The 15,320-nt window shown below is 62.9% G+C and carries 10 protein-coding genes; 1 reads left to right on the top strand and 9 read right to left on the bottom strand.

Features of this window, described 5'->3' with window-relative positions; translation table 11 throughout:
- Positions 1 to 378: 378 nt before the first annotated feature.
- The 9 genes from NBM05_RS01930 to NBM05_RS01975 all read right to left on the bottom strand — a co-directional run bounded on the left by NBM05_RS01930 (position 379) and on the right by NBM05_RS01975 (position 13,578).
- The gene (locus NBM05_RS01930; RefSeq protein ID WP_254164746.1) at positions 379 to 600 is read right to left on the bottom strand and encodes a hypothetical protein; all 222 of its coding nucleotides are present in this window, start codon (positions 598 to 600) and stop codon (positions 379 to 381) included.
- On the bottom strand, positions 597 to 5,375 hold the full coding sequence (locus NBM05_RS01935; protein WP_254164748.1) for a DEAD/DEAH box helicase: 4,779 nt from the start codon (positions 5,373 to 5,375) through the stop codon (positions 597 to 599). The genes NBM05_RS01930 and NBM05_RS01935 overlap by 4 nt, the downstream gene beginning before the upstream one ends.
- Positions 5,366 to 6,391 (bottom strand): class I SAM-dependent DNA methyltransferase, encoded by a 1,026-nt coding sequence (locus NBM05_RS01940; RefSeq protein WP_254164750.1) that lies wholly within the window; start codon positions 6,389 to 6,391, stop codon positions 5,366 to 5,368. The genes NBM05_RS01935 and NBM05_RS01940 overlap by 10 nt, the downstream gene beginning before the upstream one ends.
- A gap of 268 nt (positions 6,392 to 6,659) precedes the next feature.
- Positions 6,660 to 8,204, bottom strand: coding sequence for a recombinase family protein (locus NBM05_RS01945; RefSeq protein ID WP_254164751.1), 1,545 nt, complete (start codon positions 8,202 to 8,204; stop codon positions 6,660 to 6,662).
- A gap of 300 nt (positions 8,205 to 8,504) precedes the next feature.
- Positions 8,505 to 9,626, bottom strand: coding sequence for a hypothetical protein (locus NBM05_RS01955; RefSeq protein ID WP_254164752.1), 1,122 nt, complete (start codon positions 9,624 to 9,626; stop codon positions 8,505 to 8,507).
- Positions 9,623 to 10,438 (bottom strand): TIGR02391 family protein, encoded by an 816-nt coding sequence (locus NBM05_RS01960; RefSeq protein ID WP_254164753.1) that lies wholly within the window; start codon positions 10,436 to 10,438, stop codon positions 9,623 to 9,625. Before NBM05_RS01960 ends, NBM05_RS01955 begins: the two co-directional genes overlap by 4 nt.
- A gap of 15 nt (positions 10,439 to 10,453) precedes the next feature.
- The gene (locus NBM05_RS15545) at positions 10,454 to 11,701 is read right to left on the bottom strand and encodes an exodeoxyribonuclease VII large subunit (protein WP_254164754.1); all 1,248 of its coding nucleotides are present in this window, start codon (positions 11,699 to 11,701) and stop codon (positions 10,454 to 10,456) included.
- Positions 11,698 to 12,804: a redox-regulated ATPase YchF gene (gene ychF, locus NBM05_RS01970; protein ID WP_254164755.1), complete on the bottom strand. Its 1,107-nt coding sequence runs from the start codon at positions 12,802 to 12,804 to the stop codon at positions 11,698 to 11,700. The genes NBM05_RS15545 and ychF overlap by 4 nt, the downstream gene beginning before the upstream one ends.
- A 222-nt stretch (positions 12,805 to 13,026) precedes the next feature.
- Positions 13,027 to 13,578, bottom strand: a complete 552-nt coding sequence (locus NBM05_RS01975) for an OsmC family protein (protein ID WP_309248092.1) — start codon at positions 13,576 to 13,578, stop codon at positions 13,027 to 13,029.
- Between the two features lie 772 nt (positions 13,579 to 14,350).
- On the opposite strand from NBM05_RS01975, the gene NBM05_RS01980 reads away from it, so the two are divergent.
- Entirely contained in the window at positions 14,351 to 15,208 is an 858-nt protein-coding gene (locus NBM05_RS01980) for an alpha/beta fold hydrolase (protein ID WP_254164756.1), read from the top strand.
- Positions 15,209 to 15,320: the final 112 nt, after the last annotated feature.

Below are 15,320 nucleotides of genomic sequence, written 5' to 3' on the forward strand. Positions count from 1 at the left end.
AGAGACCGCTCCGCAGGGCTCGCCGGCTCTCGCGGACGATCGCGATGCCACGGATTCCGAGGAGTTCGTCAAGGCCCGCCAAGAGCTCCTCGTTGGGCAAGAGGATCTCGCTGGTGTCACGACCGGCCGGCGGGCAGGCATGAATGGTGAGTGGCTGCCGCCGCTAATATCGATCAAGGGCGACCGAACGAGCATAGGCACACGCGAGCTCCCGCCCGGGTAGGCGACTGGAACGTGACCCGGCTGGGGCACGTACTGGTTCCCCTCGGCGCGCGTGAGAACGCCTTCGGCGATGAACCGCGAGAGAGCGCGACGCACGGCGTGACGGCACCGGAGCACCGCCGGATGCGGGCCATGCGGGTCGGGGCCAGCAAGCCGTCAACCGGGCTCGGACGCCGACAATGCAGTGAACTTCGAACGTTCAGCTGGACGCCGAACACCGATTACGCTCAACCACCAGTCCTCACCTTCCGTCGTGACCACCGGTACGTCTACCTCCGCGACAGCATCGAGGGTCACGCCGCGCGCCACTATGGCATCAGCCTCGCTCGGCGTCACGGCGCTCTGCACGACCGAGACGAACGGCTCCTCGAAGTTCACTCGGTCTCGATGATGTCGAGCGGAGGCAGGGTATCGACGACCTTCATTGTCTCGACCGACACCGTGACGATCCGCGCGAGCAGATCCAGGACGTATCGCGGGTCACCGACCTCGCGCGACCAGTCGTTCGGATCGTTGACGATGCCGGACCCGGACTTATTGTCGGTCTTCACATGGTACCGATCGATGATCCACTCGACAGCCGACCGGCTGCCCAGCATGTATCGGTATGCCTCATCAGGGATGCCAGAAAGCACGATCCGGTCGTTGTACTGGATGACGGTCCTGTCAGCTTTCTCTCCTGCGGCCTTCTGCGCGGCAGTAGGCCTCCCGAACTTCATCTTCTTGCCCACCGTGTAGAACGCGTAAGGATCCGTGCCGTCAGCAGGAGCGGCGTCGAGGCCATCGAGCGGGTAGGGCTCCACGGACTCGTACCCGAGGTGAAGGCCGGAGAACGCTCGGCCGGCGTTTGCGAAGCCGTGGAAGTCGGCCGCGAACGGGATCCGCGGGAGCATCTTTTTCAGGTCGGCCGCGTACGCCTCTCGGTACTCCGGTGAGTGCAGCAAACCGTAGACGTAGAAGAAGATATCGTCCTTCGTCACCGCCTCATCGCCGTACACCGCCTGGAACCGAGACAGCGCGTCGTCAGTGATGTTGTCGATCTTCCGGTAGCCGTCAACAACCTCCGCATCGTCATCGGGCCTGCCGAAGTCGAGAGCGCCTTCCTCCGCCTCAGTGGACTCGTATCGGAATCGCGCAAGAGCCTGACCGCCTTCCGAGCCGTAGAGGTTCAGGTCGGGGACCACCGCCGTCATGAGCGCAGTGAACGGCTTGGATGTGGCCGCCGGAGTGATATAGATCGAATGGTTCGTTGCCAAAGGAGTCGGGAAAAACTCGCGAAGCGTTCGCGGCCGGTGGAGCCAGGCGTGGTCTGGGTAGAGACGCTGCATCTCAAATGGCCGGTACATCGCAACGAGAGGTTTTGAGTCGTTGAACGGAAGCTGCCGGCGTCGTTTGAAGGCGCTTTCAAGCGACGATGACCACTTGATCTTCTTCCTGTCCTTGCTTACGGGGCCTACGAGCGCGGCTGCATACGTTTCGCACGCAAGACGCATCGACTGCCTCAATGCGTCCGTGCCGGATGCGTACACCCACGCATCACGACTCGTTCCGAGTCCATTAACAATGGTCGAAAATACCCCTGATTCAGGTCCAGCCGCGACCGCGAGATACGTACTGAACTCGTTTGAACGGTGGTTGATCCAATCACCGTGCTCGTTCGGTCGGATCAAGCGGCCCGGGGAGGAGAGGATGGAACCGATCTGCCGGACCTGCTCTAGCTTCTGCTCTTGAGTGAGCCCGTCGGCCATCTGTTCGTAGTTAATCCTGGCCTCGCCGGACCGATCACCCCCCTTCACGAGCACAGTGATCGCAATGCCTGATTGGCTCCCTTCCCCGAAAACCTTGCCGCCTTCAGACCGCCAGTCAGACGCGCGCTGATCACCCCGGAGATTAAAGATGTGAACCGCACTGAACTCCTCAGCAAGGCAGAGTCGCATGCCGTCTGCCGTGTTTCCGTCAAGCCAGCCATTGCTGGACACGAATGCGATCAAACCACGATCAGCAAGTCGCTCACTCGCCCATCTGAACGCACGGATGTAGCTGTCATAGAGCGCGTTCTTGTTGGTGGCGGTCGACCGTTCCGCGTAGGTGCTCCGGATCTTGCTATCCAGGTGCGGATAGGACTCATTTGCGTTATCGTCGTTTCCGCTTCCTTGTTTGTGCGAGTACGGCGGATTGGCAACGATCACCGTGATCGGGAGCCCTCTCTGGCGCACGATCCGCTCGTTATTCTCGGGGAAGATATCAAGATCCTGGCGATCTCCGTCCTCGTACGACTGAAATGTGTCGGTGAGCACGAGACCTGGGAACGGTGCCGGCTCGTCAGCCAGGTCCGCGTAGGTGGTCTCGATGTTGATCGCGGCGATGTAGTACGCCAGCAATAGGATCTCGTTGGCGTGGATCTCCTCGGCGTACTTGCGTGCGAGGTCGTGCGGTTCGATCAGCCCGAGCTGCAGGAGCCGGACGATGAAGGTGCCGGTGCCGGTGAACCCGTCGAGGATATGCACGCCCTCGTCGGTCAGCGACTGCCCGAACTCTTGACGCAGAACATCATTGGCCGACCGCAGGATGAAATCGACGATCTCGACCGGCGTATAGACAATGCCAAGCTTGTCGACGGTCTTCTTGAACGCCTTAGCGAAGAAGTTGTTGTACAGCTCGACGAGGATCTTCTGGCGTCCCTCGGCGTTGTCGACCCCGGCGACTCGTCGACGGACGGAGTCGTAGAAACCCTCGAGGGTTGCGTTCTCGGAGTCAAGGGCATACTCATCGAGCACGGCGAGCATTGACTCCATCGTCTGCGCGACCGGGTTGTTCGCTGCGAAGTCGTAGTCTGCAAATAGCGCCTCGAAGACGGGGCGGGTGATCAGGTGCTGCGCGAGCATCTCGATCGCCTGGTCCTTGGTGATCGACTCGTTGAGGTTACCGCGCAACCCCTGGAGGAACGTGTCAAACCGCGCCTTCGCCACCTCGGACTCCTGCAACAGCCCAGTGATGCGCGTGATGTGGGCTTGAGCAATGTCGGCGATGTCCGATGCCCAGTCCTCCCAGTAGGTCCGCTCGCCGACCTTCTTCACGATGCGCGCGTACATCGCGTCCCGGAAGCCGTCGAACCCGTAATCCAGCGGAAGCTGCACGTAGTCCGGACCCTGCGAGCCGGTGTCGTTTCCCTCTTCGTCCCCGCGGGGCGGCGGCGTGACGTCGACGATGTCGATCTTGGTGTTCTTCTTCTTGTTCAGGTCGATCTGGTTGACCATGGCGTGGAACCGGTCGTCGTGCGACCGTAGTGCCTGCAGGACCTGCCAGACAACCTTGTAGCGCTTGTTGTCGTTCAGCGCCTCCGACGGCCTCATTCCTGAGGGAATGACGACCGGCAGGATGATGTAACCAAGCTTCTTCACCCCGGACGGGTCCTTGCGCATCACCCGGCCCACCGACTGCACAACGTCGACCTGGGACCCCCGCGGAGTCAAGAACATGACTGCATCCAGTGCTGGTACGTCGATGCCCTCAGAGAGGCACCGAGCGTTGGTGAGCACACGGCAGACCTCAGCCCCGGCATCGCTCTTGAGCCAGTCGAGGTGCTCGTTGCGCTCGTGAATGCCCATTGTCCCGTCGACATGCACGGCCTCGACGCGAAGGTCGTTGGAAACATGTCGGGACTCGTCCTCCAGCGCCCGTTCGATCAGCGCCGGGAACGCGCGGGACGCCGTACGGGAGGCCCTGATGTCCTTCGCGAACGCCACTGCCCGGCGCATCGGCATATCGTCTGCGCTGTCGCTCTCTTCATCACGGCGGTAGTTCTTCGCCAGCCCCTGCCAGCAGCCCAGCAGCTTCGCGGCGTCATCGAGCTGAATCTCGCCGTCCTGAGCCATGGTCTGCTGGAAGTGCTCGGCTACGTAGGCCTCATCGACTGTGAGCACGATCACCTTGTAGTCGGTGAGCAGGTTCTGCTCGACCGCCTCCCCGAAGCCGAGCCGGTACAGCTCCGGGCCATAGGTGTCCTCGTCGGCCATGTCGGCCAGCATCGCGTCGTTCTCGATCGCCTTCTTCGTCACCGCGTCGTCGAAGACGCGCGGCGTGGCAGTCATGTACACCCGCTTCGCGGCGGTGATGAAACCGTCGTCGTGGACCTTGACGAAATGCGATTCCGGCTGGCTGGCGAGGGTAACGCCGGTGGTACGATGCGCCTCGTCGCAGATAATTAGATCAAACTCGTCGAGTCCCTTCGCTTGGGCCTCCGAGATGACGTCTATGGACTGGTACGTGGAGAACACCACGGTCATCCGGGCCTGGGCGCGCTTGCCGACCGCCATCCGTGCCACCAGCGTATCGGCGTCAGTAGTCGCCGGTTCGGTCAGGTCGATCGTGGACAAGTCGCCTGAGTCGTCGGCCTTGCGACCGACCCGCACGTCTGAGCACACCGCGAACGGCCTGATGTCCACCTCGGACTGGGCCATCCACTCGCGCAGCGACTGCGACAGCAGTTGGATCGACGGCACCAGGAACAGCACCGTGCCGCCTTCGCCGACCTGCCGCTCGGCGAGCCTCAGCGCCGTGAACGTCTTGCCGGTGCCGCACGCCATGATCATCTTTCCGCGGTCGTGCTCAGCGAGTCCCGCGGTGGCCGCGTCGATAGCCGCCTTCTGGTGCCGGCGCGGCTGGTGCACGGTGGCGAGCTCAACTTGATCCGGCTTGGACCACGAGTACTGGGACCAGTCGACCCGAGCGTCGTCGAGGAACGCGATGTCGATGCGCTGCGCGACCTCCCCAAGGGTCTCCTCGGCGTTGCCGGTCCACCCAGCAGCGGTATCGAAGACGTAGCGCTCGGTCCACTCGGCCTTGGCGGAGGCGGAGATGAAGGAGTCTATATCGGACTTCGCGACCTTGTGGCCCTCGGCGTAGAACTTGCACTGGATCGCCGCGAGTCCCTCTCCCTCGCGACGCTCGGCGACCAGGTCGATCCCGGTGTCGGGGCGGTTGCCGCGGCCCGGCCACTCCTTCCAGAGCCATACGTTCTCGAACCGCGCCACCCACTCCGGCTCGTTCGACAAGTATGCCTTGATCAGCCGCTCGAACCGATCGCCTTTGTCCCGCTCGTCGAGCGACGCCTTGCGCAGATCATCGAGGAGTTCGTGGATCGTTACAGACATGAAAGGTGCTCCCATGATTCGCAGTTGCAGTTTTGTACCTCTAATCTCCTACTTGTGACTGCTCCGCCGGGCGGCGCTTCGAGTGGGTCTGCATCCCGCAACGACCCCTTCTCGACCTCCCAGTCGACCTCGAACATAAGGTTCGAAAACACATGGTCGAAGGCCTGCCCGTCGTAGAGGTCATCGACGAGACTGTTGCCCTTCTTGATCGCGTCGGAACGGCTGCCCTGTATCAGCAAGTCCGCCTTCCCAAGGGCGAACGGGGATGGCATGAGTTCTTGCCCGTAGAAGGTGACGTCGACCTGCTCGCTGGTGCGCTTCCGCGTCTCTTGCGCGATCAGCTGCATGCCGCCGGAGCCGGCCGTCGAGTCGTAGACCGAGCACGCGGCGTGGTCGGAGGCGAACGTATCGTCGTCGTTGCTGATGGGCACGTTGACCATCAGCCGGATCGCGTCTCGCGGAGTGTAGAAGTTACCCGTGGCCTCGCCCTTTTTGTTGAAGGCCCGGTACATGACACCCTCGAACACGTCGCCCATGTTGGTGTCATTAAGGCTGGCCGGGCTGAGGTCGAGCGTGGAGAGATGCTTGACGATGGGGTGCAGGCGGTTGGCGTCGGCGAAGACCTTCGCGCGTCGGTTGAAGTCAAACGAAACCCAGATGTCGGAGATGTTGTTCGAGAAGCCGTCAATGTGGCTCTTGAGGGACTTGTCCACGTTGTCATCGAACAACGCGATGGTCGGGAGGTCGAGCGGCGAGGTGTTATAGAAACCCAGGCCAAACCGGTCCTTGACGGCGATGTCGATGAGATGCTGAGACATTCCGGCGAAGGAGTTGACGTACTTGATGACGTCGTCGTTCCTGTCGGCCAACATACACTCCAGGCGACGGAGGACCGCGAACGGAAGGATGTAGTTGCCGTAGTCTTCCTCGTGGACGATGTTGCGCAGGTATTTGTCCGCTGTGTCCCATACAATCCGCGCCGTCGTCTTCCTGGACGACTCCGCCGGCTCGGCCATGCTCAACTGTTCCTACTCGTCACGATAGTGTTGTATCAAGAAATTTACACGGGCAATGCATTAGCAAGACGACATTTTGATCCGTGTCCAAGACGTAGCTGCGGGGCGATCGCAAGTTCACGCCCCGCAACGCCACTCAATCACCGCTTGTCCGCTACGGCCTCGATCGCTGCGATGCGACGGCTGTGCACCGACAAGCCAGAGCGGCTTCAGCCCACTAGGCATCCACATCGTCCATCCCAAGAAGTCCCGAACACAGGTTCCTCGCTCAGTTCTCGGCCTTCAGACCCTTAGGCGTGACCTTAACCGTCTCAGGATCGAAAACTTTCCGTCCGCGCGGTGCCGGGTAGAGCCTGACCTCGCAGAAGAAGTCGATGACCCGGCGCTTGATCGCGAGGTCTGCATCATCGAACGCCTTTACTAGATCCACTGCATCGAGGACGCCGCCGAGGTCGGTCGTCGCCGTGAGTGCCCGACGTTCCTTATTCAGAGCCTCGATGTACGCGCTCTCCCGGTCCCGGATGCGCTTGAGGTCTCGCCCCTCAATGATCTCCTCGTCGTAGTCATTCTGCGCGCGCATGATCCTGCCCTCGTGGACGCCGACCTCGTCCTGCAGCGCCTTGAGGCGCGGCTCGTCCCTCGCGGACAGCGCATCCCGGACATCTGGCCGCGCCAGGCGCGCGCGGATGATCCGCAGGACCCAGTCGTCCACGTTCGCCCGGGAGCGGACCAGGTGACCCGGGCAGCGGTAAGCGTGGGAATGTGCTCGAATCGGCTGGTCACAGATCCCGCAGAGGTACAGGCTCGACCCGAGGTGCTTCCGCGCCGTCGAACCGGTGCGGTTGGTCACCCGGGTCTGGTCGTTCAGGCGCTCCTGGACTGCGTACCAGGTCATCTCGTCGACGAGCGCCTCCCACTGACCCATGACGGGACGGCCGTCGACGTCGCGGAGGATCTGCGAGTACCAGCTGCGGCGCTTGTTCCTGTCGGTCCGCTCCTTCTTGTCGGTGTACACCGAGTACCCGGCGTAGCGCGGGTTGCGGAGGATCCCCAGCACGGTGCTCGATGCCCAGGGCCCGTCCTCCGGCACAGGCTTCGGTTCAAGACCCTCTTCCTGCCGGCGCTCGTTGCGCTCGATCATGAGCGTGCGGGTGTGCTTGGGCAGAGACGGGATCGAGTTAGGGACGTGAGCGCCCACCGCGCCGGACAGGCCGGCCGCCAGGGCTGCGATGGAAGGGCCGTTGGTGATGGCAAAGAGCCTGTACAGCTCGCGCACGGCAGCGGCCTCGTGATCGATGACCTCTCCCCTGCTTGTGTAACCGAGCGGACGCGTGCCCTTGGGGGCACGGCCCTGCTCGGCGCGCTGCAACTGGCCAGCGGACTGCCGGAAAGACTTCCGGTCCACTTCGCCGCGGGCGACAGCCGCCTTGATGCGGGCATACATGCGCCCACCGTCGGTGGTCAGATCGGCCTCGCCGTTCGCGGTGACGAGCTGGAGCCCGCGGTCCTCGGCGGCATCGATCCAGTCCTCGAGCTGGCGAGGCTGCCGCGTCAGGCGGTCGAGATCCCAGCAGATGATGGCGTCGAAGCGTCCCGCCGCGAAGTCTGCCACCATCCGGTCGTAGTCGGGCCGCTTCTTGGCCTTGTCGGTCGCGGACTTCGACTGGTCGACGTACTCCTCGACCACGGCCCATCCCCGGTCCTTCGCGATCCGTAGGCATGCGTCGCGCTGCCGGTCGATGGCGAGGCCGTCCATGTTGCGGTCGAGCGAGATGCGGAGGTACACGGCGGCGCGAACGAGTGCGGAGGTCATTGTCCAAGCCTAACCGATGATGTTTTTCAGTGCCGGAATGCTTTCGTTCAAGCTCTTGTAATAGTTGACGATCGATTGCTCTGCCTGTGCAGGACCCCGTGGGACGGACGCATGGGCGAGAATTAAATGGTGATGATGGATCCCAGCACTGCACACGCGTTCTGGAAGGCGCTCTTGGACAACGCCTCCGGCCTGGTTGCAGACGCCCATACTCTGTTCGAGCGCAGGTCGTTCGGCCGAACATAGGTCGTGCAGGAGTTCTGGGACGACGACTACTTCAATGGATCGGAGGCCTGAGAGTCAACCGGATTCGCAGGCCACCCTGTCGGCGTAGCCGATGAGGCTCGTGACGAGCATGAGCACCTGAATGCAATTCCGCTTGCTGAACTGACGCGAGGAGACGCCATGGACGCTGGCATGGCGGGAGTAGTAGTGAGGCACCTGGTCACCCTTGTGCTTCCAGAACTCCTCGTGCGCATTCCAGATAGGCAGCCATACGAACGCTTCGCGGACGCCCATCTCGTCGATCTCGTCGGGGACGTCAGCTCCCCTCTTGCGATTCGTGATGACCCCGCGGGCCTTCCGGTCGGGGTAGAAGCGGTAGATCAGCGTGTCCAGCGTGACGGTGAACATGGCCTGGGCGGAGCGGGCGTGGCCGGCGCGCATCGCGCCGAGGCCATCGAGCGCGAAGCTCAGCTCGTCACTGACCACCTCGTGGTCCGCCCGCTCCAGCACCGCGGCACAATCCTCGATGAGCGAGTCGTAGCAGTCGCAAAGCACTCGTCGTCGCCCTGCCCGGTCCTTCGCTCGCAGGAATCGAAGAGCCGTCCGGCCCCGTGGCACGAGGTAGAGCGGGATTCCCTCCTGCTCGACGAACGCGTGAACCTGGCTGGCCCTGATCTCATCCGCATGATCTTTGAGATTGGGCGGCAGCAGAGCGCGGTTGAAACCGCGGAGTGCTTCGGGGGCAAAGAACGGCCCGAGAGACCTTTGCAGGCCTTCCATGGCCTGCGCCTGCTGCTCCGAGATCCGCTTGAGCGTCTCTTGGGTCGCGGGATCGAGGACCGGTCCCTTCAACGCGGGCAGGTCGAGCGGCGGCATCGAGAAAGTGGGGACACTGGCGACGATCGACGCCATCTGCTCCCGGAGCCGTTCGTTCATCGGCGCGAAGGCCTCGCGGGCGATGGCGCTGTAGTCGGGCATTGATGAGCGGACCTGCGCCTGCAGGGGCGCGAGGACGCTGGCAACGAGATCGTCCATGTTCGGCAGTAGCGACCGCGAGAACCCCGTTGGCATACGGAAGCCGACGCTTCGATCCTTCTGGTCGCCCTCGGACGACTCTTCCAGCTCCGACGCTCCTTCCTCGGCGCGGGAGGCGTCCTCGTCTTCAGGTTCGACCTCGTGCTCGTCGTCATCGTTCACGACGATCCTCCGTTGGACGCCGACGCGCCATCGAATCTCCGATGGACCATGGAGACTATCGTCAGCACTTCGAGCAGCTCGTCGTCGTTGATCGTGCGGTTCAGTCTTGGGTCGTGCGCCGTCGGGTTCCGGTAGAGGCCGTTCAGGCCCTTCACGAGATTCGCGAGCCCGGTCTGCTCGTCCTTCTCCGTCTGCGTCCGCAGCGAGTTGATCGCGAGCATCGGGACCCCGGACTTGCCGAGCGCCAAGGCGTCGTCGGCGAGCACGGCCCCATCGCCCGACGCACCGGTCAGGCTCCGAAGACGGTCAAAGATGCTTTTGCTCGCCTCGAGGCAGGCATGGAAGTGCGCCTTCTTCAGGACCTCCAAGGAGCAGTATCGCAGCACCTCAGGATGGCACTTGCGGCGGTGGAGCTCATCGCGGATCGACGTGGCGATGCGAGCCGCTTCATCCAAGGTCTGGGCGACTGCGCCCTTGGCGACCTTGCCCTCGTCATTGACCCGCAGTCCGACGAACGCAAGGTGCTCGTTGAGACGATCCTGGCGAAGAGCGAAGAGCTCCGGCTGACTGCGGTACCGCACTGGGTCCATCGCCGTGACGATGCGCTTCGAGCTCTGGTCGTTATTCTGACGAGCGACGAAGGTCTCGCCGAGCCGGTCGCGCTTAGTCGTCGTCGGGATCGGATCCTCCATGCGCAAGCGGAAGAGCAGATCGCCAATCTCGCGACCCGTCAACCCGTCCGACGTGTCCGCAAGGACATCGGAAATCGTCTTCAGTACTGTATAGGACCAAGGTGTTTGTAGCTCACTCATACTCAAATCACCGGATTAGCTCCCGTTCTGAAGATGCAACCCCCGTGCATCCGAAACCGTATTATTCATATTTCTTAGGGCACGCTCAATGCTTTCCCCGTTACCAAGGCTTTTCTCGCCATTCTCAAGACGGCGAGCTCCTTCGGCTAGTATCATTCCCAGCTGCTGTTCATATTGAACCGTCTCTGCGAGAAACAACGTCCGGGCATCACTTGGGGTCCTGCAAACACGCACAACAGGATTTTTCACCGTCATGGGGTCACTCGCGTGCCCAACAGCGACCCAACACGGAACCTCGAGGGTCTCAAGATGAGGCTCTAATGCAGCGTGGACCTTTTCGAGGTCTTTCTTACTGCCGCCGCCATAAGCGACCACAATTGCATCCTGATCGAATTTGAAGGCTGCCAATGCACTGCTCATCTGCGCCGCGAAATTGGTTTTATTCCGATAGACGGTCCGGAGGCTGCATTCCAGCTCCGGATGCTCCTCAAGCTCGGCTATGTCGCTGCGCGCAGCTTCACCGCCGGGGACTATAACCCCAACTCTCCATTTCTTCCGAGGCAACGCACGTGAACTCGCGGCATCGAGAATCAGCCTTGGACCCGGTGCGGTCGATGCGAACGAGATATTGTTCATCTCGCCGGTCGCGAGCTGAATCTTATCGTGCCCCCACAGAAAGTCACTCAGCGATTTCAACAACTTGGTAACGCGTGCTACAGTTTGCTGATCCCCGTCTCGAACCGCGACATGCTGGACGCGCTGCGACGCGTATGCACCCCACCCGAAAATTAGCTGCGGAAGGAGCAAGTCCAACTCCTCGATGAGTGTTTGCCCTTCTTCTCCACATGCAGCCAGCGCGTCTTTGATATCGTTTACACGATCTTCCGTCGATGGCTGGATCACATCGCCGATCTCAGCCCACACAACGGCTTCGAGCTCAAGCACACCGTCAACACTCGATGAAAACTCCCGCACGACTTCCCGGACGAAGTCAATCCGCTTGTTAAGAGCCAAGTGCGCCCTCTTGGACAAAGGACGCATAAGCATGCGTAGCACAGGACGCGGAGTCCTGGAGTACGCACCCCAGGTCCGGAGCGCCATCTCACCCGGCACGAGTTCGACCCCCGAATCAAGCCAAGCGTCAGCCAAACGCTCCTCACCTAGAGCCAGCATCTTGAGATACACACCGACGACCAGCGAGTTCATCAAGGCGTGACGTCCCTGGAAGCTAGAGATCTCATGATCGAGCGGTGCCTCAGTCACTTCTTCCCGCTCCCTGACGCTCCTCCGTGCCGGAACTCCACCACGTCCCCATCCTTCATCACATACTCCTTGCCCTCCATCCGCACCTTCCCCGCGGCCTTGGCCTCGGTCATGGTGCCGGCGGCGTCGAGGTCGTCGAAGGAGACGATCTCAGCCTTGATGAAGCCGCGCTCGAAGTCGGTGTGGATGACGCCGGCCGCCTGCGGGGCGGTGTCCCCCTGCGTGATGGTCCAGGCGCGGGACTCCTTGGGCCCGGCGGTCAGGTAGGTCTGCAGCCCCAGCGTGGAGAAGCCGGTGCGGGCCAACTTGGACAGCCCCGACTCGTCCTGCCCGGACATCTCCAGCATCTCGCGGGCCTCCTCCTCGGACAGCTCGACCATGTCGGCCTCGAGCTTCGCGTCCAGGAACACGGCCTCGGCCGGGGCGACCAGCTCGCGCAGCTGCTGCTGCTTCTCCTCGGAGGCGAGGACGGCGTCGTCGGCGTTGAAGACGAAGATGAACGGCTTGGAGGTCAGCAGGTTCAGCTCGCGCAGCTTCTCGGTCTCGAGCTTGGCGGCGGGCGCGCCGCGGAAGATGGTCTCGCCCTCCTCCAGGATCTTCTGGGCCTCGCGGTAGGCCTCGAGCTGGGCGGCGTCGCCCTTCTTGATCTTGACCTGCTTCTCCAGGCGCGGGATCGCGTTCTCGAGGGTCTGGAGGTCGGCGAGGATCAGCTCGGTGTTGATGGTCTCCATGTCGGAGGCCGGGTTGACCGCGCCGTCGACGTGGACGACGTCGGGGTCGTCGAAGACGCGCACCACCTGCGCGATGGCCTGGGCCTCGCGGATGTTGGCGAGGAACTTGTTGCCGAGCCCCTCCCCCTCGGAGGCGCCCTTCACGATGCCGGCGATGTCCACGAAGGACACGGTCGCGGGCAGGATCTTCTCCGACCCGTAGATCTCCGCCAGGCGGTCCAGCCGCGGGTCGGGGAGGTTCACGACGCCGATGTTCGGCTCGATCGTGGCGAAGGGGTAGTTCTCCGCCAGGACGGTGTTACGGGTCAGTGCGTTGAAGAGGGTCGACTTGCCGACGTTCGGCAGTCCCACGATTCCGATAGTTAAAGCCACGGTGCCCCAGTCTATCCGGCCCGACGCCGCCCCGCATGCCCTGGTGCGTCACGCACGTCCGTCGGAGTCGTTGCCCAGGCGGTGCGTGGGTGACGACTCGTCACCTGTGCCTCGGCGCCGCGTGCGACGAGTCGTCAGATGGACCTGGGCGGTTTGCGCGACGACTCGTCACCGTGACGTCATCGTCGCCCGTGACGAGTCGTCGCCGCACCCCGGGATCGGTCAGTCCTCCACGCTCATCGTCACGCTCGTGGGGTGCTCGACCGTCCGGGAGACCGTGCAGTCCTTCGTCTGCGAGAGCTCGACCAGCCGCGGCACCATCGCCCGCGCCTTCTCCCCCGCGGACCCCTCGGGGAACCGGACGGAGAAGGAGAGCTCGACGTCGTCCAGCCGGCTCCCGCCGCCCTCGTCCGTGACCTTCAGCCCGCTCGCGCGCACGCGCAGCTCCTCCGGCTCGGCGCGGCGGGAGGAGACGACGTCAACGTCCACCGCGGAGCAGCCCGCGACGGCCGCGAGCAGCAGCTCGACCGGGGTCAGCAGGCCCTCGCCCTGGCCGAAGTCGACGGAGTCGCCGGCGGCGTTGGTCGCGCGGTAGTGGCGCAGGCCCACGCGCTCGACCTCGACGCCGCGGTAGCGGGGGTTCTCCTCGCGGGCGGTGGCCTCGGTCGCGGTCGGGCCCGTTGCGGTGACCCCGGTGGCGCCAGCAGGTGCGCCAGAAGTCGTGGCCTCGGCGGCGTTCTCGGCGGCTGTCCCGGATGCAGTTGATTCGCTCATGAACTCATCTTGCTCCACGGGAGCCACCGGCGTCGCTGGGTGTCTCCGACAGCGAAAAACGAGAGGTGCGCCTCTGGGTGGTCTCAGCGGCCTCACCCTCCCTCCCCACCGAGGAAGGACGCATCCGGCCGTCCGGCCCAACGCGTCCGGATCCGACTTACCGGGAGCGGACTCACACGACCCCTGCTCCGATAAGGCCAGATGCGCCCTCTCACCGCGACATTGCAGGAGGCAGCCGAGTCCGAGAAAGGGTTGTCTACGGCCGGACGGTCCCCGCCACACCAACAGCGAGACCTTTCCCGGACCAGCTCACTGACCGCACGGCTAGTATGTGGTTCATCTGACGAAGAAGGGGCGAGCATGCTCATCGAGAGGATTCGTGTCATGAAGCCGGCACACGTCCTACCGGAACGAATCGTGGACACGGCGGAGATCGAGGCGCTGCGCGGAACATCCGATGCCTGCGGACGCGTGAGCCTTGAAGTTCCAAGTCCTACATGTGGAACTCCTTGTCTATTTCCGCAACGCGTGAGCCCATCGACGACCACTGAGGCAGCAGCAAGGAGAATTACACGAACACCCTCGCTACCGGCGTCCAGACATGGGATCCGCCGCAGTGCACAGTGCACTTGGCGATCGACGCGGTTGCTTCCGGGTTCGCGTTTGACCGACGGCACCGCAAAGCTCCCGAAGCAACGTGGGCTCGAGCTTGAGCTCCCCGATGCGGGGCTGACGGATCGATTCGGGTCTGGAGAGGGAGGTGTCGGCACTGGTGGCCAAGCGCGATAACCCAACGCAGACGGGAGTCCTGACGACGAATATCGGGAGCATGCCTTGGCGTGCCTCAGGCAATGGTGAGACTCTCCTTTTCCTACACGGGCTCCTGACCAACGCTTCCTCCTGGGACGCCGTGATCGAGGATCTTGCTCGGGACTTCCGGTGCGTGACTCTCGATCTCCCCTTGGGCAGTCATACGTGCTCCACGCGGGAGAATGCGGAACTGAGCGTTGAGAGCCTCGCGACGGCTGTCTGCGAAGCCGTCGGTCAGTTGTGTCCCGAAGGCTTCGTGCTCATCGGCAGCGATACCGGAGGCGTCGTCGCTCAGATCACGGCTGTACGCAGACCCCCGGGCCTCACGCGCCTCGTCCTGCTCTCCTGTGACACCGAGAAGAACTTCCTACCCGCTGTCCTTCGGTACCTCCAGGTTGCCGCTCATGTGCCTGGCGCGATGCAGGTTCTTCGACTGTCTCTCAGAAGCCGGTGGATACGGCGGCTGCCCATCGCCTTCGGCTGGCTCGTACGTCGAGAACTCAGCGAACGGGAGTGGGACAGCATCGTCGCCCCTCTGAACAATCGCTGGGTGCGACGCGATCTCGGCAAGATCCTCCGCGGAATCTCGACCCGCTTCACCGTCAAGGCGGCCGAGGAGCTCGAGAGCTTCCCGCTGCCGACGCTGTTTCTTTGGGCCGACACCCGAAAGGTCTTTTCAATCGACAACGCGCATGCGCTGGCCGCGCGAATGCCTCGTGCGCGCGTGAAAACTGTTCCCGACAGTCTGGCTTTCAGTCACCTCGACCAGCCTGGATACGTATCTCAATCAATCAGGCAAGACGTGAAAGGAGACGGATAAGACGCGCTATTGCACATCCGAGTCCGTCACCGTTGGTCACCCGGACAAGGTGTGCGATGCCCTCACCGGCGGAATGCCTCAATCAACTCACTGACCGTACGGCTAGTACGTG

This window comes from Rothia santali, assembly GCF_024199905.1.
Classification (GTDB): Bacteria; Actinomycetota; Actinomycetes; order Actinomycetales; family Micrococcaceae; genus Rothia; species Rothia santali.